This is a genomic window from Kitasatospora sp. NPDC094015 (assembly GCF_040304075.1).
Lineage (GTDB): Bacteria > Actinomycetota > Actinomycetes > Streptomycetales > Streptomycetaceae > Kitasatospora.
The window spans coordinates 33,975-55,994 of record NZ_JBEOUL010000022.1 but is presented as its reverse complement, the minus strand read 5'-3'; the positions used below and the strand labels follow the sequence as shown (position 1 = coordinate 55,994).

The window sequence follows — 22,020 nt, the reverse complement described above, 5'->3', positions numbered from 1 at the left end:
TGCTCATGCTGCAATAACTGAACATCCATCGGAAAATGTCCGCCAGGGACCTTGTGGGCCCGGGTGGGGCGCCCTACTGTCGCCTCACCTCCCCGGCGCCCGCCCCGGCGGGTCGCCCGGGCGCCCACACCCCCAGAGAGGCGAGCATTCGATGTCACGCAGCAGCACGGGAGCCGGGCGGCGACGGTCGGGCCGCCCGCCCCGCAGGGCCGCGGCGGCGCTCGCCGCCCTGACGGCGGCCGCCCTCGGACTCGGTGGCGCGCTCGGCGGCACCGCCTTCGCCGACACCGCCTTCGCCACAGCCGGCGGTGCCCGGCCGGGGCCCGGCCACGCACCCGTCGTCACCCGGGCCGCACTGGACCCGGCGCTGGTGGCCGGGCGCGGCGCGGACGTCCCGTTCGCCGAGCAGGAGGCGGAGAACGCCGCCACCGACGGCACGGTGATCGGCCCGGACCGCACCGCGTACACGCTGACCGCGGAGGCCTCCGGCCGGCGGGCGGTGCGGCTGGCCCCCGGCCAGTACGTCGAGTTCACGCTGCCGGCCGCGGCCGACGCCGTCACCGTGCGGTACAGCATCCCGGACGCGCCGGGCGGCGGCGGCATCACCGCACCGCTCGACCTCACCGTCAACGGCGGGGCCCGGACCACGATGACGCTCACCTCGCGCTACTCGTGGCTGTACAACCAGTACCCGTTCTCCGACGATCCCGGCGCCGACCTGCTGCACCCGGACTGGTGGATCACCGAGTGCTCGTGCGTGCCCGCCGCCACCACCCCGGCCCCCGTGGTCGCCAAGCCGTTCCGCCCCGGCCACGCCTACGACGAGCAGCGCCTGCTGCTCGGCCGCAGCTACCGGGCCGGCGACCGGGTCCGGCTCACCGTCCCGCCCGGCAGCACCGCCGCCTGGACGGTGATCGACGTGCTCGACTCCCAGCTGGTCGGCGCCCCGAAGGTGGCGCTCGTGGCCGCGAACGTGCTGGCCTTCGGGGCCGACCCGACCGGCCGCCGGGACTCCGCCGACGCGATCGACCGGGCCGTCGCCTTCGCCCGGCGCAGCCACCTCAAGGTCTACCTGCCGCCCGGCACCTACCAGGTGAACCGGCACATCGTGGTCGACGACGTGACGATCGAGGGCGCCGGCAGCTGGTACACGATCATCAAGGGCCACCAGGTCGACCTGCCCGCCCCGGCCCCCGACGGGTCGGTGCACACCGGTGTCGGCTTCTACGGCAAGGACGCCGCCGCGGGCGGGAGTTCGCACGTCCACCTGTCCGGCTTCGCGATCGAGGGCGACGTCCGCGAGCGGATCGACACCGACCAGGTGAACGGCGTCGGCGGCGCCCTGAGCGACTCGACGATCGAGGGGCTCTACGTCCACCACACCAAGGTCGGGATGTGGTTCGACGGCCCGATGGCGAACCTGACCGTCCGCGACAACGTGATCGCCGACCAGATCGCCGACGGCCTCAACTTCCACACCGGCGTGCGGAGTTCGGCGGTCGTGAACAACTTCGTCCGCAACACCGGCGACGACGGGATCGCCCTGTGGTCCGAGCGGATCGAGGACGCGGGCAACACCGTCGACCGCAACACCGTCCAGTCGCCCGTGCTCGCCAACGGCATCGCGCTGTACGGCGGCAGCGACAACACCGTCTCCCGCAACCTGGTGGCGGACCCGGTGCGTGAGGGCAGCGCCATCCAGGTCGGCTCCCGGTTCGGCGCCGAGCCGTTCACCGGGCAGCTGCGGATCACCGACAACACCACCGTCCGCGCCGGCACCTACGAGCTGAACTGGAACATCGGCCTCGGCGCGCTCTGGTTCTACGCACTGGACCGGGACATCGCCGCCGACATCCAGGTCACCGGCGACCACTTCCTCGACAACGGCTACAACGCGATCATGCTGGTCGCCGACTGGCCGGTGAAGGACCGCTACTCGATCACCGGCCTGCACTTCAAGGACATCCGGGTCGACGGCACCGGCACCTCCGTGCTCAGCGCCCGCGCAGCCGGCTCGGCCACCTTCGAGAACGTCGACGCCCGCAACGTCGGCGCGGTCGGCGTCAACAACTGCGGCACCTTCCACTTCACCCCGGCCGGCTCGGAGTTCACCCTGACCGACCTCGGCGGCAACGAGGGCGGCGGCACCACCGGACCCTGGCTCGCCCCCTGGGAACTGCCCAACACCCTCACCTGCGACGACCGGCCCCCGGTCACCGTCCCGCCGGCGCCCGCCCGCTGGTAGCCCGCGCCCGGGTGCGGTACGCCTTCCGGCCTCGTCCGGTCAGAAGGCGTACCGCACCCGCAACCACGGTGCGTACGCAGTGATCAAGCCGCTCAGGCGGGCCAGCGCGTCCCGCTTGACCTCGCGGGCGTAGCGGACGTTGACCGCACCGTTCTCCGAGCGCTTGGCCTCCTGGACGGCGGGCCGCCACAGCAGGTCCTCGGCGCGCGGGTGCCAGCCGAGATTGACCTCGTGCAGCGGCCGGTTGTGGGTCAGCATGATGATCTCGGCGGCCGCCTGCTCCTTCACCCGGCCGGGCAGGACGTCGTCGAGGTGGACCAGCAGCTCGGCCCAGTCCCGCTCCCAGTCCGGGCGCAGCACCACCGGCGAGAGGTTGAAGTGCACCTCGTACCCGGCGTCGAGGAAGTCCGCGGCGGCGGCGATGCGTTCGGCGACCGGGCTGGTGCGCAGGTCCAGCAGCCGGGAGTCGACCGCGGGCATCACCGAGAAGCGCACTCGGGTACGGCCCTGCGGATCGAGCCCGAGCAGGTCCGGGTTGACGAACTTGGTGGCGAACGAGGCCTTGGCGGTGGGCAGTTGCCGGAACGCGGCGATCAGGTCGGCCGTGTTGTCGCAGACCAGGGCGTCGACCGAGCAGTCGCCGTTCTCGCCGATGTCGTACACCCACGCCTGCGGGTCGCACTGGGTGGGCTCCCGCTTCGGCCCCTGCGCCTGCACGTGCCGCCGGATGTGGCCGGTGATCGCCTCGATGTTGGTGAACAGCGTGATCGGGTTGGCGTACCCCTTGCGGCGCGGGACGTAGCAGTAGGCGCAGGCCATGGCGCAGCCGTTGGAGGCGCCGGGCGCGATCCAGTCAGCGGACCGGCCGTTGGGGCGGGTGGTGAGGGTCTGCCGCACGCCGAGCACCAGGACCTCGGTCTTGATCCTGGTCCAGCGGGCCACGTTGCCCTCGTTGCCGTGCAGCGCGGGGATCCGCCAGTGGCTCGGCACCTCCGTCACCGGCACGCCGGGCAGCCGCGCCATGATCCGGCGCCCGCGCGGCGAGGCCAGCGCGGCGGGCTCGGCGTACACCTCCCGCACGTCCAGCATCCGCTTCGCCCGCGGGTCGTCCCGGAATCCGCCGTCGGGCGGCCCCGCAGCGCCCGGCAGGTCCTCCCAGCCGAACAGCGCCTGCTGCTCGGGCTCCTGCTCCACGCCACCGCTCCTGTCCGCCGTCCGGCCGGGGCACCCCGGTACCGGGACCCTACGCCGCGGGGCGCCGGTCCGGGGCGGCGGCGCGGGGCGGCGGCGCGGCCGTCCGGCGGGCCGGAGTGTCGCGGGCCGGGCGGGTGCGGCGGCTGCCAGCATCGTTCGGGGCGGGGCCCCGGGCGACCATGCCGGCGCTGTCCCCGCGCAGGACGAGCACTGCGGGAGGCGGACCGGATGGCAGAGCGAACGGCGGGGCGTTCCGCGGGGCGGCCGGCGGGGCGGACGGCGGCACGGCCCCACTGGCTCTTCGGTGACCAGCTCGGGCCGCACTTCCTCGACCCCCGGCACGGCGGGCCGGACGCCGACGCGCCGGTGGTGATGATCGAGGCCCGCTCCGTACTGCGCCGCCGGCGCTTCCACCGGGCCAAGGCCCACCTGGTGCTGTCGGCAATGCGGCACCGCGCCGCCGAACTCGGCGACCGGGTCTCCTACGTGCGCGCCGAGACCTACGCGGACGGCCTGGCCCGGGCGCTGGGCACCCGGAGCGGCGGCGACGTCCGGCTGACCGTCCGCCATCCCACCTCGCGCCGGGCGCTGGAGTTCGTCAGCGGGCTGGACGGGGTGGAGGTCCTGCCGCCGAAGGGGTTCCTGGTCGACCGGTCCGACTTCGCGCAGTGGGCCGGCCGGGGCAGTGGGCACGGCCTGCGGCTGGAGTCCTTCTACCGCTGGGTGCGCGGGCGGCACGACCTCCTGATGGACGGGGGCGAGCCGGCCGGCGGCCGGTGGAACCTCGACCACGACAACCGCGAGCCGCCACCGCGCGGCAGCGCGACCCTGGACGTCCGGGGGCCGTGGCTGCCGGTCGAGGACGAGATCGACGAGGAGGTACGCCGCGACCTCGACCGCTGGGAGCGCGACGGCGAGGTGGAGTTCGTCGGCCGGGACGGCCCGCGGCGGTTCGCCGTCACCCGGCGCGAAGCACTCGCCGCCCTACGGCACTTCATCACCCACCGGCTGCCGGACTTCGGGCGCTACGAGGACGCGGTGCTCGCCGCCGACCCGGTGATGAGCCACAGCCTGCTCTCGGTGCCGCTGAACCTGGGGCTGCTCGACCCGGCCGAATGCGTGGAGCGCGCCGAACGGGCCTGGCGCTCCGGCGCCGCACCGCTGAACAGCGTCGAGGGCTTCGTCCGGCAGATCGCCGGCTGGCGCGAGTACGTCTGGCAGCTCTACTGGCACTTCGGCGAGGACTACCGGACCCGCAACGAACTGCGCCACACCACCCCGCTGCCCGGCTGGTTCCTCGACCTGGACGCGGACGCGGTCACCGCCAACTGCCTGTCCACGGTGCTGGCCCAGGTCCGCGACACCGGGTGGACGCACCACATCCCGCGGCTGATGGTGCTCGGCAGCCGCGCCCTCCAGGACGGCTGGGACCCGGCGGCGGTCACCGACTGGTTCCACCGCTGCTTCGTCGACGGCTACGACTGGGTGATGCTCCCCAACGTCATCGGCATGTCCCAGTACGCCGACGGCGGCCTGATGACCACCAAGCCGTACACCACCGGCGGCGCCTACCTGCACCGGATGACCGACTTCTGCGGCCCCTGCGCCTACCGCCCGACCGCCCGCACCGGCGACCACGCCTGCCCCTACACCACCGGCTACTGGGCCTTCCTCCACCGCCACCGCACCCGCCTCGCCGCCAACCACCGCACCACCCGCGCCGTCCAGGGCCTCGACCGCCTCACCGACCTCCCCGACCTCCTCACCCTCGCCACCCACCGCGGCGACTCCCCACCGTGACCGCCCGCGGCCCGGGAAATGCAGAAAGCCCCAGGTCGCTGACCTGGAGCTTTACCGTGGAGCGGGCGACGAGAATCGAACTCGCGCTATAAGCTTGGGAATCTTTGGCCCTTCGAGGCCAAAACCGGCCTCTGGCCTGCGGCGATACGTGATCAGATGGGTTCGTGGCGCGTCCACTTCCGACCCCTGCTGACCGTCCTCCACCGCCCGTTCTGGCACGGATCTGGCACGAGACTGATTCAGCTCTCCGCCCTGCCTCCGCCTACGGTTATACCGGTGGCGCGGTGCCGCAACTCGATGGCCTCGTTCGTAGAACCGTTGGCACGTCGGCCTTGGCCCAATGTGAGCTCTCGTCGGAACTCTACAGTTACCACGCACGGGACGAGTCACGGCGCTTCGCCGTCAGGTCACGCATCGCTCACACGGAAACCCTACGGACCGGCAAGCGGATACGAAAAGACGCACTTCCCAGCCCAGTTGCGCGGGCCATCAGAGCGTCACTCCCAACCATGGATCTCATGCCGCACATGTCAGCGACCGCATCCCTAACGATCATCAATTCAGATCCAAAAGGCTCATAATTATCAGTAGCCAACCCCGGCCGCATTTCTACAACGTTGACGTCAGCAATCCCTTGATTCGAATTCGAGAGCTCCATCACGGCATGAATGCCATCGACATGAGTCCGAACCAAAATAGTCTGATCGTTCACCGCACCTCCAGTCCTAAAGAATGACATAGAGCTTGCGGTCAGACTGAATAGAATCACCTCAAGATCCGACACCGAACCGGCCACATACAGTGGCCCATCCCAGAGATCTTCTTCAATGAGAACACCAAGCCGATCCAGAGGGGCGCGCAGCACACGCAGGGCACTGGCGGTTACTTCGTTAAGGTTTATGACTTCAATCTGGAGCTTATCGGATCGAGTAACACTCGCAGCGAGTCTCCCAAATTCCGCCGACCCAATAACGCCGCCAGATTCATTAGGAAATCCGACCCTCTCGCGCGAAAACTCGGTTGCCAATATCCCTATGGTGGCCAGTGCGCGATACAACAGACGCTCGCGCGGTACTGTCGGCAGGATCAGATCTTCCTGGTCATTTATGGGCCTTGGCGCGTGTACTGCAAGATCCGCAAGCGGCAACATCTCCGGCGCGTCCTCAGTCTCTACCAGCTTCTTAGGGACTTCACTACGCTCCCGAGCTGGCTTCAGCTCTCGCCGTTGAGCTGAGGGATGACTCCCAGCCTCTTCGTTATTCCGAATCCTCTTCCGCTCCCTGGCTGCCCAGTCCGTTGCACTTCGAGCAAACTGGCGAAGTTCGATGAAGGCCGCGTTCTCTTGAAAGCCCATTCGGTCAGTCTTGGGAACGAGCAAGCCATCCGGGTCCTCTACCGAAACCCGCCCAACGCTGGTATTAGTCGACGGGCGCAATTCCGGGCTGCGCGCCCGAAGCAAATTAAGATCCAGCCAATCGGATCCTGGATCTCCATATGGATGAACACGAAGTCCGCGATGAAATAGATGGACACCCCCCACCACACGAAGCCAAGGCCTCAAATCCGTATACCGGCGGCTCGAGTGGCGCAGGTCGAATGAACGCTTATTTAGCAGGAACATCCATAGCTCAAAAGAGGCCGGCGGGGCCTGGTATCGCAAAGGTGACTGAAGCCGGCCTCCCGGACCTTCGGGCGCCACATCAATATGCTCCCCCCGCGTAATTACCTGACCCTTCCAGTCATAGAGAACGGTACTCGCAAATCCCTGCTCATCGATGTGAGCTTCCAGCTTATATTCAAATTCATCAAAGAAGCTCCGATTTACCGCATCGGAAACTCGATCAAAATGTGGAGCTATGAGCGATGCGGTGAAATCTGTCACCTCGTCATCGAAAAACCCTGTAAGCAGTCGCATGGCGCGAGCAAGTCGCTCCATCTGCTCGTTGTCAAAGCCCTGTCGTAACCGATGCACGGTCACCGATGTGCCGGGGGATCGTCGCGTCGGCTCACTGACAACCGTGAGTTCTACTTCCTCGACCGACCGCACCGAGTCATAGTCGGACCAATCGATGACTAGTGTGTGCTCCACGCCAGGCTCGCCGCGTGGGCGAGAGACGAGCTCAACGCGACGGCCCAGGCGCAACGCTGCCAACCGGCCGAGGCCCTTCTCCCCGATCCTGCGACGGCTAGAGCGAGTGTTCGGGGATCCGGACTTCGTCGACTTCCCAATGAGGAGGAATCCCTCACGAATATCCTCAGCCGTCATTCCATCGCCATCATCCTCAACGACGAGAGTCCCGCCAGGCTGACTGGCATTGTGGAGCCGGACAACGCACCGTTTCGCATCGGCATCGTAAGCGTTACGGACCAGCTCGATCACTCCAAGGTCTGGGTGCGGGATCAGCTCCTCGCCCAGGCGGATCAGGATCTCCGGTGCAAAGCGCAGATGAGTGCTCAAGTGTCCTCCCCAAGTCAGATCCGCCCACGTCCGTGGACTCTCTAGAGGCACGACAGCGTAACCATGTGCACACAGCCGCGTACTCTGCTGCTAGATAACTCCTGTGCTAAGCAGGAAATTTGGCTGATTTTCGCCTAGGATCAACGTTTCGTGGGGTCCACCGTCGCTCAGCCTTCGGCAGGACGAAGGCGAGCACTCCAAAGGCCAGGCTGGTGCGCCAGCTGAACACCGGCCTCCAGGAGCGGCCCAAGGCGGTGGGCACCGTGACGATCCATGCGGCTGGCAGAAAAATGACGCAACCGAGTTCGGTGGCGAAACACGAGCGAGCGCCCGATGCCTGCTGTAGAGGCGGTCTTCCCGCGGGCCCCTTCCGTACCCGACACTGCTGACCGGGAGCTTCGGAGGGGGAACTACATGGCCAAGCGAGGCGGACGTCGCTCATCCGCGCGGAGGCGCCAGAACAACCAGTGGATGGCAAGCGCCATTGGCGCCGGTGTTCTGGTGCTTCTCCTCGCGGCCTACTGGTCGCTGATCTGGCCGTACCTCCTCGGCGCGGCCGGGATCAGCGGTGTTGGCGCGCTGGGTTGGCGACTGTGGCGCACTGACCGCCTCCTTCGCAGCGGCGATCGGAAGTGGCGGGCCGAGGAGTTAGTGCGGGCCGGCCACCGGACGTTCGCCGACGTGGACAAGATGACCGGCACCGAGTTTGAGGAGCTGGTCGCCGGCCTCTGCCGCCGGGACGGGTGCTTCGAGGTCCAACGTGTAGGCGGGGCCGGCGACAACGGGGCCGACGTGCTCGGCCGCCTTCCGGACGGACGCAAGATGGTGATCCAGTGCAAGCGCTACGCGCCTACCGCCTCCATCGCGAGCCGTGAGGTGCGCGACCTCCTGGGTGCCAAGCAGCACTTCAAGGCCGACATCGCCATCTTCGTCGCCACCACTCGCTTCACCCGCCCCGCCGAGACCTTCGCCCAGGAGAACGGGATCATCGCCATCCACCGCGACCACTTCGGCGTCTGGAACAACGGCGCCACCCTGGAGTCGCTGACCCACGTCAACGGAGCAGGCCAAGGTGACACGCGCCATCGCGCCCAGTGGAAGAAGACCTACCAAGCCGACAACTGACCTCTGCTGAAACGCCATCAGCCGCGCCTGGCTAACCGATACCGTTAGCGTGTGGCCTCGATGAACGACACCGTTGACCTGCCGGTCCTGCCCGCTTCCCGCGATGACTGCCAGGACCGCTTGGCATTGATCTTCCCAAGGGAGAGCACCGGCCGCCCAGACGCCGCCAGCCCGGCTGCGGCCGCCATCGTCTTCGCCGCTCTATACGTCGGCTCTGTCAGTCATTCACGCCCGTTCAGCCTGGCCCTAGTGGCTGGCATGAGTGATCCAGTAGCAAGCCACCGCGGCGTCCGCGAACGGCGCGCTTACTACGATGCAGCCCTTTCGGCGAGCCCGGACAAGAAAATCGGCCAGATCTGCATGGCCGCGGGCTTCGACCGGGGCTCCGCATGGTACAAACCCAATAGCCGAGAAACGCTGCGCACCGGCGCACTGCAAGCTCTGCGAAGCCTCGGGGCGATTCTGGTTGCGGACGCACCAACTAATTCAGCACGGCCGCGCTATTATCTCGACCCCGACTTCGCAGCCCTCTTCGACTCAGCCATCAAAGACGGGCCTCTCCAGTCCTTGATCGAGCATTGGCTCGCCCAGACTGCGATCCCTCTTCAGCGAGTTGCGCATCATGCCGAGCGGCCAGCCGTGGGTAGCACGTTCGGTCTGGCTGACGCCTACAGGGCAGTGGTCTCTGGCCGCCTCGGTGACTTGATCGGCCAGCGCGAATGCAGATGGCTGGACGCCAAGAAAGAAGGCTACAAGCTGGGGAACCCCGCCGCTGATGCGGAGCTATGCAAGGATATTGCAGCCTTTGCAAACCTGGGTGGCGGACTCGTGCTGGTGGGATTCGAGACCCGCATGGAGGGGCAGACCGAGGTGCTCGCTTCGGTGGCCCCGCTCGCAGCAGGGGCAGTCGACTTGGCTCGCTATCGAAAGCTAGTGCGTCAATGGGTCGTCCCGCACGTTCGCGGACTTGAGATCGATTGGGTTTCAACCAGTACGGATTTCGGTGTAATTTCGATCTATGTTCCGCAGCAGATGGATTCCGATAAGCTATTCTCAGTTTCGAGCAGGAAATCGCCTAACGCTATTCGTGTGCCGATTCGGGATGACGATGGAACACACTGGCTTTCGGCATCGGAACTCCAGAGGCTGATCTCGCTGGGCTGGAACGCCTCTGCTTGAGAGCACGCGCGTCTCCTTGCTGCTGACGAACAGCTCATCGTCAGCAGCAAGGAGAAACTGCAGCCGTCTCACGGCTTTGCTGGTGTGGAGTTCTACCTAAGACGCTCCAGGAACTCCGTACGGCCCCAGGAAGCGCTCTCCATTGAAGTGGATCAAGTGGTCATGGTTATCAGCGCACCAGACATCGGTTTCCCAGGCGATAGACCCCAAGTACTTTCGAAGTTCAGTTTTGGTAGGGAAGGCCGAGATAAAGACTGGGCCCACTCCCTTTGATTCGGCGCCAGCAAAGAGGGACTTCAGCTCCGCGTGACGCTTTGAATCAACCGGCCCGTGGCTGGATGCCGCTTCTATAAGGACCAGCCATTTCCTGTCCGGAAGGTAAACCACAAGATCAGGCATCTTGCCATGCGCGTCGACGGTCACGCCGAGCTCGGCAAGCATTTCCTTCTCAAAGTAGCTCCACTTGTCGTCAGCATCGCCGACATAGAGCACATGCCCGCCCGGCGTGTAGCGCGAGCAGAACTCGTCAATTATCTCTTTGATGAGGACGTTCTGGCCGCCTGGGCTGAGAAAGATCGGCTCGCCGTTCGGAAGCGTCACGGGAATTCGTGACATTTCGCGCGCGCTGGCATAGATAGACTTCAGCCCTGGGAGCTTTTCCAGGTACTTCTGGAGCCGTCCAGGGAATCCCTCTTTTCCGTAGGATGAGATCAGCTCAAGCGCGGCCGGTTCGATCTGGTAGCAGTTCTTCGGGGAATTTACTGCCCGCTTAGGGTCGTCGGGATTGGCGACGACCAGGCCAGCTTCGATGAACTGGTGGAGAGTGAATCGCCGAATCGTTTCGCGACTATTGGCCTTGTAGTCCTTGTCGTACTCGTCGCGCAGCCACTGCATCAGGGCGACGGTGCGGACCATCGGACTCTGGGCCTCTTCCCATGCCTGCTCCGGAGGCAGATCGAGGAGCGCTAGCAACACCAGTGCAGAGCGTTCATTACACCGCTCTGAGTCAAAATTCAGGGCGCGCAAAATATCGCGCGCCTCCTCGATCCTTGTGGCGATGGGCGAGTCGTCCATACCCACGGACAGCTGCTGGCTCACTGAGCTCCGATCACTGGATTCCGTACGTGCTTCTCAACGAGCTTATCGATCATCTCCTGGTCTGGGAGCGGTCCACTATTCCACTCCCGCCCAAGAGCCACTAGCTGTTCGCGGTTCGGATACCGCAGGTTACGTAGGTCAGTCACGTTGATCTGCGTATGCCCATTGAATCGGCGAACGAGCTGGTCCAGGAGGGTGGAGTTCAGCCACAAGCAAAGGCCGTGGGCGAGCTCTGACGCCAGACCATCGCCACCCTCGTGAAAGACATTTACATGATTCTCAAAGCCAATTCGAGAATCCGGGCTGCACGCCGGGTCGTAGACCGAGGCGACAACTCTTCGCTTCTCCTCCTTTGAGGAGAGCCTCTTCACCACTACATAATAACCTGGAGGGAACGTCATCTTCCGAGTGGAATCATCGAGCATGATGGCGTTACACTTTTTGGCGCCCTGCACTGGCCATGTGACGCGACCGTCCCGCATGTGCAACGGATAAATCAAAGGAGCAGCGCCATCCTCCGGGTCCTGACGGAGGGCTTCCTTGCTCCTGAAGTCAACAACGCGACCAGTTGAGACCTCCAGTGAAGTCTCAGAGAGGCTGGCCGGCAAGGCAGCAAGAGCAGCGGCGAGCTCGGTGTCAGAATCCTCTGCACTGATGTGGATGAAGAACTCAGCGTCCCCGGGGTGGACAATCTCCTCGTACGCCACTACACGCTCTCGCAGCGGGTCCGTGTATCCGGCGCTTGTGGAGACCGTGACGGCCGGACGGTCTCCACTGACCTGCCTCGCAGCGGTGAAGATGACATTCTCTTGCAGTACATCAGTGTCGGCGAACACAGTTCGCCTTGACTCAAAGACATGAAGCCTGTCGAGATGCATATTCCCGAGGAAGAATTTGCGGAAATTTCTAAAGTAGGCCCCATTTGCAAAGCTTCTTGGGGTGATGGCCGCAAGATGGCCACCAGGTGCCAAGAGTGTCACCCCAAGCGCCAGGAACGCCGAGTAGAGGTTCGATGTCTCTGTTGCAGTCGCCTCTACCGACTGGCGCTCGCGCGAGCTGCGCGCCAGCTTTCGATACGGCGGGTTCATGATGACGACATCGAACTTCTCCAAGGGCGTCCCAAGGAGTGTGGTCTCGGTGGTCGCCCACTCAATGAAGTCTCCGCCGACGAGCTCGTACTCGACGTGGGTTCCCGTGGCAGCACCTGCCTTGACGCAGTCTTCGAGCGTCGCGCGTAGGGCGCTGTGCACCCCAGGGTCCACCTCGCATGCGACAAGCGACAATGCCAGGTCTGGGCGTTCTTTAATGCATCGCGCCACGACCGATGCTGTGAGCGAGCCGGCGCCAGCACCCGGGTCCAGCAGTCGAACAGTACCCCCAGCGGGAAGGCGAACCAGGGATGCGATGAAGTCAGCAACCGGTGCAGGTGTGAAGAACTGGCCCAACTTACTGCGCTGTTTGGCGTCCAGCTCCGCTGAGGCCGACTGCCGACGCTCCTCGGTCCGCTGAACGAGGGGGTGCACGTCGCCTGCTACCTGTGTTGCCATGCGTGAAGCCTACGCACTGGGGGTGGGTACCATCCAGAAAACCGTCACTCGTACGAGCAGACTCCGGCTTCAGCACCTACCTGAAACGGCGAGCTGGGTCCGTGTGTGCTCCAGTCCAGCGGTGTGTCGACGGTGGCGCGCAGAGGCCAAGGTCACACATCGAGTGCTCTCGGAAGGCACAGGGCCGCGCTCAGAGGAAGTCAGCTCCCCCTGAGCGCGGCCCCGACTGTTGTTGTGGCCAGTCAGCCCCGGCGCAGTGCTTCGGTGAGGCGGTTGGCGGCTTCGATGATGGCCTGCGCGTGCATACGGCCCGGGTGGCGGGTCAGACGCTCGATGGGGCCGGAGACGGAGACGGCGGCCACCACGCGGTTGGAGGGGCCGCGGACGGGCGCGGAGACGGACGCGACGCCCGGCTCCCGCTCGCCGATCGACTGGGCCCAGCCGCGGCGCCGGACGCCGCTGAGCGCGGTGGCGGTGAAGCGGGCGCCCTGGAGGCCGCGGTGGAGCCGTTCGGGCTCCTCCCAGGCGAGCAGGACCTGGGCGGCGGAGCCGGCCTTCATCGGCAGGGTGCTGCCGACCGGGACGGTGTCGCGCAGGCCGGAGAGCCGCTCGGCGGCGGCGACGCAGATGCGCATCTCGCCCTGCCGGCGGTAGAGCTGTGCGCTCTCGCCGGTGACGTCTCGCAGGTGGGTCAGGACTGGGCCCGCGGTGGCGAGCAGCCGGTCCTCGCCCGCCGCGGCGGAGAGTTCGGAGAGTCGGGGGCCGAGGATGAATCGGCCCTGCATGTCCCTGGTGACCAGGCGGTGGTGTTCGAGTGCGACGGCGAGTCGGTGGGCCGTGGGCCGCGCCAGACCGGTGGCGGCGACCAGCCCCGCCAACGTGGCGGGGCCCGACTCCAGTGCGCTGAGCACCAGAGCGGCCTTGTCGAGAACGCCGACGCCGCTAGAGTTGTCCATACCATGATATTGCAGTCTCATTCAGCGAGACGCAAGTCCGATCGGCCTGCAAGCTAGGTCCGTCACGGCCCAGCGCAGCCCTCGCAGTCCCAGATACTGGACACAGTCGCACGGTTTGGGCTGCTCTGAGCGCAACCTGCTCCAGGACGAGCGCTTGGGTCGACTAGCGAGCATTCCGGTGTCGCTATATCAACCAGACAACGACAGCACGCGGGTTGCGGGCAGGCCGTGAAGGGCGACGAGCCTCATCCGGTCATGGACGCTTCGGCGCAAACAAAAGCCCCGCTGCAATCTCTCAATTGAGATGCAGCGGGGCTCGAAGAGAAAATCGGCGGCGTCCTACTCTCCCACAGGGTCCCCCCTGCAGTACCATCGGCGCTGAAAGGCTTAGCTTCCGGGTTCGGAATGTAGCCGGGCGTTTCCCTCTCGCTGTGACCACCGAAATGTTTTGGCCGACGAATCTGTGTAGCTCGCCATTGCCTCGGCAGTTATGTTACATGAGTCCCCAGGTCCTGAGGAAACAGCGTCCAGTCGGCCCAAGCGAGAGCAGCACGACGGCTGGCCGCGTTCGCTCACCGCCAGGGTGTCCCAGACTGGCGTAGTGGTGGGGCAAGCCTGCCCCCACCACCACGCCACATTTCGTCACGCGTCGATGCGGGCGATCTTTCGGCCTGCCTTGAGGTAGAAGGTCGCTTCCCCAGCGATGTCGGCCTCGCTGACGAGGGCGGACAGCGGCTGCTGGGTGGCGTCCTGGTCGAGCTGGGTGGTGTGCTGTTCGCCGTCCGCAGTTTCGGCGATGAGGCGGAGGTCGTTCTGGGCGGCGACGCGGCGGGCGGCGGAGTTGCTGGGGGCGAAGTCCAAGACCTGAGTGAGCAGGGTGACCAGAGGGGTCTCGGCGTGCTCCTTGAGGGAGATGGCCGGGAGGTTCTGTGCTTCGCCGAAGGTCCGCTTGGAGAAGCGGGCGGTGAACTCCGCGCGGGCTGCCTCGGCGGCCTTCAGGCCGTGGAGGGTGGCGGTGACCTCGCCGGCGAGGATGCGCTTGACGGCCATGGGGTGCGCGGTGCCGTCGGTGACGCGCGCGGTGACGGTGGCGATCTCCTCGTCGGTCCACTCGGTGAGCTGCCTGAGGTAGGGCTCGACGAGGTGGTCGGGGATGGACATCAGGCGGCCGAAGATCTCGTCTGCCGCGGAGGAGAGTCCGACGTAGTTGCCCTTGGACTTGCTCATCTTGGAGCCGTTGCCGTCAGTGCCCTCGATGAGCGAGGTGGTGATGATGACCTCGGGGGCCTGCTCACGGATCTCCATGACCTTGCGGCACATCTGGAGGTTCAGCAGCTGGTCCACGCCACCGAGTTCGACGTCCGCAGTGATGGCCACGGAGTCAAGGGCCATAACGACGGAATACACGAACTCGGCGACCGACAGGCCGTCGCCGGAGGCTAGACGGCTGCGGAAGTCCTCGCGCTGGAGGGTCATCGAGACCGGGACACGGGCCAGGATGCTCACCAGTTCGGGGAGGCTGACCTTGTTCAGCCACTCACCGTTGAAGCGGAGGTCGGCGCGCTCGAAGTCGATGAACGGGGTGACCTGCTGCTGGTAGCCACTGAGGTTGTGGGCGATGTCGGCGTCGGTGAGCTCCGGGCGCTCGGAGGAGCGGCCGGACGGGTCGCCGATCTTGGCGGTGACGTCGCCGATGATGAAGACGACGTGGTGGCCCATGCGCTGGAACCGGGACGCGATGATGATCGGCACCGAGTGGCCCAGGTGGACGTCCGGGGACGTGGGGTCGATGCCGTACTTGACCACGAGCGGCCGACCCTCTGTCTGGGCAGCCGTGATCTTCGCCGCGAGCGCCGACGCGGAGGGGATGACGTTGATCGCGCGGCCTTCGACCAGCGCGGCCTGTTCGGCCGGGGAAAGGTCAGTGAGGTCCAGCGAGCGGCGACGATAGGTCTCTTCCAAGAGCCTGGCGACCGTATAGTCCGCGGCCAGGTCCGATCCCTTGAGGATCTCCATGGCGCGGACTACGGATTCGCTGAGACGGCTCATGGCGTCGTTACGCTCCTGGGTCTGTCGGCTGACGGGACCAGCAGGTATGGGGGAACACGTGATTTTAGCAGCGCGGCATACCGCGCTGCATTTACTTGATCACATTCCGCTTTGGCCGAGCGGCAGAGGAATCGTCGGCGCCGCGGCGGTGGCTACGGCTGGCGGGGGTGGGGCGAGCGGGCGGTCGCGGGCAACGCTGGCGAGGGTGCGGAGCCAGGCGGTGAACGGGGCGCGGCCGCGGAGGGAGTGGTAGAGCATCGCGGTGAGAGGGCGAAGAGCGTGGAGGCGGTGGCCTTGCTGGAGGTGGGCTTCCACGCGGTGGCCGGCGGAGCGGGCCCGGTAGCGGCGGGCGATACGGCGCAGAGTGGCGGCGGTGGCCCAGGTTGGCGGGGTGGCCGTGAGGGCGACGAGACGGTGGGCGAGGTCAGCGCAGACGTCGGCGCGGTAGTGCTGGGAGGCGCCGTTGAGGGTTCGGTCGGTCATGCTCGCCGGGTGGAGCCGGTAGTTCACGAGGGGCTCGGTCAGGGTGTGGCCGTGGCCGGCGTCGCGCAGCGCGTGGAAGTGGATCTCGTTGGTGACGGGGAGAAGGGTGCGGGCTGCGTCGCGGCGGACGAGGAGGGTGCTGGTGTTACCGCCGGGGTGGGGCTCGGGCAGTAGCGGGAGGCCGTCGACGCCGACGACGGTCTCCCAGTGGTCGATCAGGAGGCGGCCGGGGGTGATGGCGGCGGCGCAGGTGCGGAGTTTTGCGGGGTGGAACCAGTCGTCGGCGTCGAGGGGTGCGATCCAGTCGCCCTCGGAGAGGATCACGGCGTCGCTGAGGGTCTGGGCGAACCCTCGCTGGGGGCGGCGCACGACGCGGACGTAGTCCTGGTGGCGGCGGCAGACCTCGGGGGTGTCGTCGGTGGAGCCGTCGTCGATGACGAGGATCTCGTGGAGTGTGTACTGGCCGGGCTGCTGCTCCAGGCAGCTGGTGATGGCACGGTCGAGGTAGCGGCCGTAGTTGTGGCAGAGGATCACGCAGGAGATCCGGGGCAGCGGCGACGGGGTGTTCGTCATCGGCGGCCGCCCTCGTAGAGCGCGAGGTAGGCGGCGAGGACGTCCTTGTGTTCCTGGGCGCGGTAGTCGAGAAAGTCGTGGTCGAGGCGGCGTGGGGTGGCGGCAGCTCGGGCGGTCGCGGATTCCAGGGCGGTCAGGAAGCGTTCGCCGAAGAGGTTGGGGTGGCCGGTGGTCCAGTCGAACCATTCGGGTTCGGGGACGGCCTGGCCGTGCCGCTGGTGGAGGCGGTGCTGCTCGGCGAGATGGCCGACGCGGGCGCAGACCGGGATGAGGCCAAGGTCGAAGGCGAGTTCCAGTTGGCCGGAGTGGGTGCCCCAGAGGTAGGGGAGCAGCAGGAGGTCGCTGGCGAGCGCGGCGTCCAGCACGTCGGCGTCGGTGGGGTACGGGCGCATCGTGATCCGGATGCGGGGGTCGTGGCGGGCGGTGTCCAGGAGCGCGAGCAGGGGGTTGGGGGTGGTTCGGGTGAAGTCGGCGGGGCTGGCGGCGCGCAGGAGGAGATGCAGGGTGTGGGCGGGGTCGCTGGTGGCGAGAGACCAGTTGACGACGGGTGAGATCTGGTCGCGGTTGGCGCGGGTGGCCCCGTACAGGAGGGTGCGGACGCCGGCGCCGGGGAGACGATCGCGGTGGCGGAGGGTGTCGGGCGGTACGACGTAGCCGTGCGGAATGACGGTGGCGGGAGGCTCGGCGCCCAGGAGGGCGGCGAGGTCAGCGCGGGAGCCTTCAGTGAGGCAGATCCAGGGGACGTCGGCGGCGAGGAGCAGGCTCAGGCGAGTGATGAAGGCGTCGGCCCCGTCGCTGGCGGCGCCGAACATGGGGCGGGTGTCGTGGGCGGTGAAGACCACGCGGACGCCGGCGGTGGCGCAGGCGTCGAGGAGCCGCTCCAGGACGGCGGGGGTTTCGAGGTCGACGTGGTGGAGGTGGAGGACGTCGAGCCAGTCCAACGGGGCGTGGTCGAGGATCCAGGAAGCGGTGACGTCGGCGGGGACGACGAGGCCGGGGCGGATCTCGGTGGGCTCGGCGGTGGTGTTCAAGGCGTGGATGCCGGGGCCCTGGAGCTTGCGGGCGTAGGGGGTGCGGGCAGGCAGGTGGACGACCCGAAGGCCGGAGGCAGGGAGAGCGGTGGTGGCGGTCATCGGCGGACCTCGGGCAGGCCGACCGTGACGAGCTGGGTGGACAAGCCGTGGGAGGCGTCGTCGCTTCGGGTGATGCCGGCGTAGTGGATCTCGAAGCCGCGGGCGCGCAGGAGGGCCTGGAACTCGTCGCTGGCCCATTCGCGGACATGGCTGGGGTTGCGGGGCGGCCCGGCGGCGTCGTAGCCGCTGCGGAACTCGCGGGCGGGGGTGGAGAATACGGCGGCGGAGCAGCCGTCGGACAGGAGGTTGCGGGTGAGCGTGAGGAGCGGGAGCGGGTCGAGGAGGTGCTCGATGACGTCGGAGCAGACGACGATGGAGCCTCGCAGGAGATCGGGCGCGAGGTGGAGGTGTTCGGTCTTCTCCAGGTCGGCGTCGATCCACTGGCCGAAGGGGTGTTTGTCGCGGCTCCAGGCGAGGTTGTCGCCGAAGTCGACTCCGATGTACGTCCAGTCGGGGTGTTCGGCGGCGAGGGCGGCGAGTTTGCCGGCGCGGCCGCAGCCGAGGTCGATGAGGGTGTCGAGACCGGAGTGCTCGGCGAGGGTCGCGGCGTACGGATAGACGTCGGGCTGCCAGGTGACGTCGTCGTCGGTGGTGTCGGGGAAGTACTCCACGGTGGTCCGGTGGCGGTAGCCGTCCCGGATGTGGTGGGTGGTGGCGTCGCCGAGGGGCTGACGGGAGAGGACGGGGTACGGCGCCGGGGACAGCGCAGGAGTGGTGGACACGGTGGATTCCTTCGGTTGCGTCACGGCTGAGGCCAGAGCGAGAAGATGCCGATCAGGCGCTCGGTGAGTTCCTCGCGGAGCTCGCGCCAGCGGTGGCCGCCGGCGCGGCGGGCTTCGGTGGCCAGGTCGTAGGCGTGGCCGCCGGTCTCGGGCAGGCAGGCGAACATCTGCAGCAGGGCGGAGGTGTCGTCGTCCGGCCCGGAGTCGGTGTCGGCTGCGAGCAGGGCCCGGATGTCGTCGGGCGGCAGGGCGGCAGTGATGCCGGAGCCAGGGATGCTCTTGCTCATCTTCGGCAGGCCGCCGAGTCCGGGGATCATCTTGGTGTAGATGCCGGAGAGGCGGTCGGCGGGCAAGCCCCAGCGTTCGGCTCCGCGCCGGGCGAGTGTCACGTACTTGTGCTCGTCGACGCCGAGGGAGACCAGGACGTGGCGGTCCTGGGCGAGCAGGTGGACGAAGTCGGCGGCCATGAGGAGGGTGGCCTGCTTCATGCCGTAGGTGAGGTGGTCGAAGACCCCGTGGTTGCGGTAGAAGCCGGAGAGGTCCTCCTCCGCCCAGCTGAAGTCGGCGTCGTCCAGGTGGCGGGAGAGCAGGAATGCGGTGGCCAGGACGTCGGTGTTGCCCTCCTGTCGACGAAGGACTCCGCGCTGCTCGTCGAAGCCGAGACGGCGTACGAACTCCTCGTACTGGTCCGCCAGTCGACGGACTTCGGCCAGCGGGGTGCGGCGGGCGTTGTAGGAGTCGAGGTCGCCGAGCACGACCTGGACGTGCAGTCCGTGCTGCTGGAGCGTGACGGCGCGCAGGAGTTGGAAGACGGTGCCGGCGTGCGGCGGGCCGCCGAGGCCGACACCGGTGGTCACGGTGGCCGGCTTCCCGCTGGCGACGGCGGTCGCGAAGCCCCGGGCTCCGGTGTGGCACATCCACTTGGTGCGCAGGTCGTCCGGGCTCAGGTCAGCGAGCGGGAAGTCGATGGCGCCGAGGGCGGGTTCGGCGTCGGCCTCCGGGATAACGCTGCCGCTGGCGGCAGGAGTGGTCTCGGGCGCGATGCGCTCGTAGTTGTGGCTGGCGATGACGTCGTCGTAGTACGCGGAGTCGAACTTCATGGTGCGGTCACTTCCTTCTCCGAGGAGGTCGTGGTGGAGGTGCCAGTGGTGGAACGTGATGCGAAGGCCCGGCGGACGAGGGGCTCGAAGCCGTCGGCGAGGAGGTTGCCGAGGACGGTGTTGCTGGGCGCGGCGACGCTGCCGAGATCGGCGGTGACGGTGCCGTCGGCCAGGACCCAGACCCGGAAGGGATAGGGGTCCTCGGGAGCGCGGGTCGGCTGGTCGTACACCTGGATTCCGGTGCCGGACAGCAGGCCGCGGACGTGGGCGACGGCCTCGGTGAACGCCTCGCGGTCGTAGGCGTAGAGGTCGGCCTTGCGGGAGTTGGCGCGGCCGATCGGCCGGTACTGGGAGATCAGCCAGTACTCCACCGGCGTACGGACGGCGAGGCCGGTGATCGTTTCGGCGAGGCTGGGGAGGGTGGCCAAGGAAGCGGCTGTGGTGAACGTGTTGAAGGCGAGGCGGCACCGGTCAGAGACGAGCAGGGCGATGTTGGCCTTGAAGGCGGCGAAGTAGCCGCTCCCGCGGAACCAGTCGGCGCTGTGCTCGTCGGGGCCGTCGACGGCCAGGGAGTAGAGGGTGACGTGGTCGCGCAGGGCCGCGTAGCGGTCGGCGAGCAGGAGACCGTTGGTGTGCAGGTTGGTCTCGAAGCCTGCGGCTTGGGCGTGCTGGAGTGCGGGCTCCAGGTGGTTGTCGTAGGGCATGACCGGGTCGCCGCCGGTGAAGACGATTCGGTGGGCGTCCGACTCGGCGCGGACACGGTCGATGACGCGGCGGACCGTGGCCTCGTCGGTGTGCACGCGGTTGCGTTCGCGGTAGCAGAAGCGGCATACCCCTGGAGATTCGGGCGTCTTGGGCAGGTCCCAGGCGTTGCAGTCGGTGTTGAGGACCAGGTGCACGATGCCGAGTTCGTCGCGGGTCAGCATGCGGTCGTCTCCCTGTCGGAGGACGGAACGGCGAGGCGTCCGAAGGCGGGGGCGTTCTGGGGCGAGCGGCGCGGGGCGGACACGGTCGAGGTGGCCCGGTGGTCGCCGGGGAGTCGCAGAAGGGCATCGACCGTGCGCGGGGCGCCGCCGGTGAGGGATACGAAACGGCGCAGGGTGTCCAGGGCGGCACCGTCGTCCAGGACGGCATGCGCGGTGTCCAGGCCAGCCCGCAGGGTGGGGACTGCGCGGGCGGTCAGCATGAGTACAGCCGCGTTGAGGGCGACCGTGCGCCGGGCCACTGCCGGGGCGCGGCTGGCGAGGAGGCGCACGACGGCCGCGACGTTGGCGCGCGGATCGGTGCGCTGCGCAAGGGATCCGAGGTCGACGACGGGGGCCACGGCACCGGCGGCCTCGGCGACGGCGCGCCCGAACTCCGGGTCTTCCTGGCCAGCTGTCAGGCGGCAGACGCGGATGGTGCCGCCGGGGATGAGTTCGTCGACCTGACTGCCGGGCACGGGTGAGGAGTTGACGACGGTGACGTCGCCGAGGCCGAGCCGGTACAGCAACCGCGCGGACACCCCGACCGCCGGATGGGACAGGCCGTAGACGAAGCCATGGCAGGCCACCGGGCTCAGCAGGGCAGGGAAGCCCAAGCTCAGGGCGTGTACGGCCTGGAAACGGCCGCCATAGCGTCGGTCGAACTCCGGTACCCGGTGCTCGATGGAGAAGAATCCGAAGCCGCACTCCCCCGCGATGTCCACCATGGCCTGCGCCGGGACGGTCTCGCAGTGCGCGCCCACCACGTCCATGAAGTCCCGGGAGCCAGCCGCCGCAGCGACGTCGACCTGGCCAAAAAGGTCGTGTGGGTGCGCCGCGCGGCCCCCGAACTGACCACCGGTGAGCGGGCCGTAGGCGATCCGAAGTCCAAGGCCGGCAAGCGCGCCGTCGGCATCCCGCCCGAGATCGTCCCGGAGTTCGAGCACCACCTGGCCCGCTACGCGCAGGACGGTGACGACGGCCTGCTGTTCATCGGCGAGCGCGGAGCCCCGTTCCGCCGATCGACCTTCGGCCGCAAGTGGCGCAAGGCCCGCGCGAAGATCGGCATGGACGACCTCCACTTCTACGACCTGCGCCACACCGGCAACGTCCTCGCCGCCAGCACCGGCGCCAGCCTCAAGGACCTCATGACCCACATGGGCCACGCCTCCGTCCGCGCCGCACTGATCTACCAGCACGCCACCGCCGAGCAGCAGACCAAGATCGCCAACGGCATCAGCGCCGCCGTCGTCGACATCCGCACCCGCCGCCGACGCCCTCCCTCTGACACTCCCAAGGAGGCCCGCGAGGCGTAGAAGCCCAGCCGCGAAGAAACCCGGCCAGCCATCGCGCTGGCCGGGGTCTTTCGGTGTGGTCGGGAGGACTGGTCAGCTGA

17 protein-coding genes and 1 rRNA gene are annotated in these 22,020 nt (G+C 67.5%); 5 read left to right on the top strand and 13 right to left on the bottom strand.

The genetic code is table 11. The annotated features are described in order from the left end of the window. The first annotated feature begins 151 nt into the window (after window positions 1–151). Window positions 152–2,245 (top strand): glycosyl hydrolase family 28-related protein, encoded by a 2,094-nt coding sequence (locus tag ABT014_RS23950; protein ID WP_350641091.1) that lies wholly within the window; start codon window positions 152–154, stop codon window positions 2,243–2,245. Window positions 2,246–2,284: 39 nt separating this feature from the next. Here ABT014_RS23950 and ABT014_RS23945 read toward each other — a convergent pair whose 3' ends face one another. Beyond that, a complete protein-coding gene (locus ABT014_RS23945) occupies window positions 2,285–3,439 on the bottom strand; it encodes a spore photoproduct lyase family protein (protein ID WP_502895085.1) in 1,155 nt (384 codons plus the stop codon). Between the two features lie 228 nt (window positions 3,440–3,667). Between ABT014_RS23945 and ABT014_RS23940 the strand changes: the two genes are divergently transcribed. After that, complete coding sequence (locus ABT014_RS23940) at window positions 3,668–5,239, top strand: cryptochrome/photolyase family protein (RefSeq protein ID WP_350641089.1); 1,572 nt, start codon at window positions 3,668–3,670, stop codon at window positions 5,237–5,239. 418 nt (window positions 5,240–5,657) lie between these two features. On the opposite strand, the gene ABT014_RS23935 is transcribed toward ABT014_RS23940, so the two are convergent. Further along, window positions 5,658–7,697 carry an ATP-binding protein gene (locus ABT014_RS23935; RefSeq protein WP_350641088.1) on the bottom strand — a complete coding sequence of 680 codons (2,040 nt, stop codon included), beginning with the start codon at window positions 7,695–7,697 and terminating at the stop codon, window positions 5,658–5,660. 471 nt (window positions 7,698–8,168) lie between these two features. Between ABT014_RS23935 and ABT014_RS23930 the strand changes: the two genes are divergently transcribed. Both ABT014_RS23930 and ABT014_RS23925 read left to right on the top strand, forming a co-directional pair. Beyond that, window positions 8,169–8,822 carry a restriction endonuclease gene (locus ABT014_RS23930; RefSeq protein WP_350641086.1) on the top strand — a complete coding sequence of 218 codons (654 nt, stop codon included), beginning with the start codon at window positions 8,169–8,171 and terminating at the stop codon, window positions 8,820–8,822. 60 nt (window positions 8,823–8,882) lie between these two features. Then, on the top strand, window positions 8,883–10,001 hold the full coding sequence (locus tag ABT014_RS23925; protein ID WP_350641085.1) for a hypothetical protein: 1,119 nt from the start codon (window positions 8,883–8,885) through the stop codon (window positions 9,999–10,001). Between the two features lie 96 nt (window positions 10,002–10,097). Here ABT014_RS23925 and ABT014_RS23920 read toward each other — a convergent pair whose 3' ends face one another. The 11 genes from ABT014_RS23920 to ABT014_RS23870 form a co-directional block, all read right to left on the bottom strand. Next, entirely contained in the window at window positions 10,098–11,099 is a 1,002-nt protein-coding gene (locus ABT014_RS23920; RefSeq protein ID WP_350641083.1) for a BsuBI/PstI family type II restriction endonuclease, read from the bottom strand. Beyond that, window positions 11,096–12,646: an Eco57I restriction-modification methylase domain-containing protein gene (locus ABT014_RS23915; protein WP_350641082.1), complete on the bottom strand. Its 1,551-nt coding sequence runs from the start codon at window positions 12,644–12,646 to the stop codon at window positions 11,096–11,098. The genes ABT014_RS23920 and ABT014_RS23915 overlap by 4 nt, the downstream gene beginning before the upstream one ends. Before the next feature lie 242 nt (window positions 12,647–12,888). Next, window positions 12,889–13,602: an IclR family transcriptional regulator NdgR gene (gene ndgR / locus ABT014_RS23910; protein ID WP_104818425.1), complete on the bottom strand. Its 714-nt coding sequence runs from the start codon at window positions 13,600–13,602 to the stop codon at window positions 12,889–12,891. Window positions 13,603–13,928: 326 nt separating this feature from the next. Further along, window positions 13,929–14,045, bottom strand: a 5S ribosomal RNA gene (gene rrf / locus ABT014_RS23905). A 199-nt stretch (window positions 14,046–14,244) separates the two neighbouring features. After that, window positions 14,245–15,651, bottom strand: coding sequence for a tyrosine--tRNA ligase (gene tyrS / locus ABT014_RS23900; RefSeq protein ID WP_350641081.1), 1,407 nt, complete (start codon window positions 15,649–15,651; stop codon window positions 14,245–14,247). A 99-nt stretch (window positions 15,652–15,750) separates the two neighbouring features. Next, window positions 15,751–16,707 (bottom strand): glycosyltransferase family 2 protein, encoded by a 957-nt coding sequence (locus ABT014_RS23895; RefSeq protein WP_350641080.1) that lies wholly within the window; start codon window positions 16,705–16,707, stop codon window positions 15,751–15,753. Beyond that, complete coding sequence (locus ABT014_RS23890; RefSeq protein WP_350641079.1) at window positions 16,704–17,840, bottom strand: hypothetical protein; 1,137 nt, start codon at window positions 17,838–17,840, stop codon at window positions 16,704–16,706. The genes ABT014_RS23895 and ABT014_RS23890 overlap by 4 nt, the downstream gene beginning before the upstream one ends. Then, the gene (locus ABT014_RS23885; protein ID WP_350641078.1) at window positions 17,837–18,562 is read right to left on the bottom strand and encodes a methyltransferase domain-containing protein; all 726 of its coding nucleotides are present in this window, start codon (window positions 18,560–18,562) and stop codon (window positions 17,837–17,839) included. The genes ABT014_RS23890 and ABT014_RS23885 overlap by 4 nt, the downstream gene beginning before the upstream one ends. Before the next feature lie 20 nt (window positions 18,563–18,582). Then, a complete protein-coding gene (locus ABT014_RS23880; protein WP_350641077.1) occupies window positions 18,583–19,662 on the bottom strand; it encodes a nucleotidyl transferase family protein in 1,080 nt (359 codons plus the stop codon). Next, window positions 19,659–20,588 carry a radical SAM protein gene (locus tag ABT014_RS23875; RefSeq protein ID WP_350641076.1) on the bottom strand — a complete coding sequence of 310 codons (930 nt, stop codon included), beginning with the start codon at window positions 20,586–20,588 and terminating at the stop codon, window positions 19,659–19,661. The genes ABT014_RS23880 and ABT014_RS23875 overlap by 4 nt, the downstream gene beginning before the upstream one ends. Further along, entirely contained in the window at window positions 20,582–21,397 is an 816-nt protein-coding gene (locus ABT014_RS23870; protein ID WP_350641074.1) for a hypothetical protein, read from the bottom strand. Before ABT014_RS23870 ends, ABT014_RS23875 begins: the two co-directional genes overlap by 7 nt. On the opposite strand from ABT014_RS23870, the gene ABT014_RS23865 reads away from it, so the two are divergent. Further along, the gene (locus ABT014_RS23865; protein WP_350641073.1) at window positions 21,377–21,940 is read left to right on the top strand and encodes a tyrosine-type recombinase/integrase; all 564 of its coding nucleotides are present in this window, start codon (window positions 21,377–21,379) and stop codon (window positions 21,938–21,940) included. The genes ABT014_RS23870 and ABT014_RS23865 overlap by 21 nt on opposite strands. The last annotated feature ends 80 nt before the right edge of the window (window positions 21,941–22,020 follow it).

Excerpts from the sequence above, each read along its gene's own strand:
- ABT014_RS23950 (WP_350641091.1), top strand. The coding sequence starts at position 152 with ATGTCACGCAGCAGCACGGGAGCCGGGCGGCGACGGTCGGGCCGCCCG.
- ABT014_RS23940 (WP_350641089.1), top strand. The coding sequence starts at position 3,668 with ATGGCAGAGCGAACGGCGGGGCGTTCCGCGGGGCGGCCGGCGGGGCGG.
- ABT014_RS23930 (WP_350641086.1), top strand. The coding sequence starts at position 8,169 with ATGGCAAGCGCCATTGGCGCCGGTGTTCTGGTGCTTCTCCTCGCGGCC.
- ABT014_RS23925 (WP_350641085.1), top strand. The coding sequence starts at position 8,883 with ATGAACGACACCGTTGACCTGCCGGTCCTGCCCGCTTCCCGCGATGAC.
- ABT014_RS23915 (WP_350641082.1), bottom strand. The coding sequence starts at position 12,646 with ATGGCAACACAGGTAGCAGGCGACGTGCACCCCCTCGTTCAGCGGACC.
- ndgR (WP_104818425.1), bottom strand. The coding sequence starts at position 13,602 with ATGGACAACTCTAGCGGCGTCGGCGTTCTCGACAAGGCCGCTCTGGTG.
- tyrS (WP_350641081.1), bottom strand. The coding sequence starts at position 15,651 with ATGAGCCGTCTCAGCGAATCCGTAGTCCGCGCCATGGAGATCCTCAAG.
- ABT014_RS23895 (WP_350641080.1), bottom strand. The coding sequence starts at position 16,707 with ATGACGAACACCCCGTCGCCGCTGCCCCGGATCTCCTGCGTGATCCTC.
- ABT014_RS23890 (WP_350641079.1), bottom strand. The coding sequence starts at position 17,840 with ATGACCGCCACCACCGCTCTCCCTGCCTCCGGCCTTCGGGTCGTCCAC.
- ABT014_RS23880 (WP_350641077.1), bottom strand. The coding sequence starts at position 19,662 with ATGAAGTTCGACTCCGCGTACTACGACGACGTCATCGCCAGCCACAAC.
- ABT014_RS23875 (WP_350641076.1), bottom strand. The coding sequence starts at position 20,588 with ATGCTGACCCGCGACGAACTCGGCATCGTGCACCTGGTCCTCAACACC.
- ABT014_RS23870 (WP_350641074.1), bottom strand. The coding sequence starts at position 21,397 with ATGGACGTGGTGGGCGCGCACTGCGAGACCGTCCCGGCGCAGGCCATG.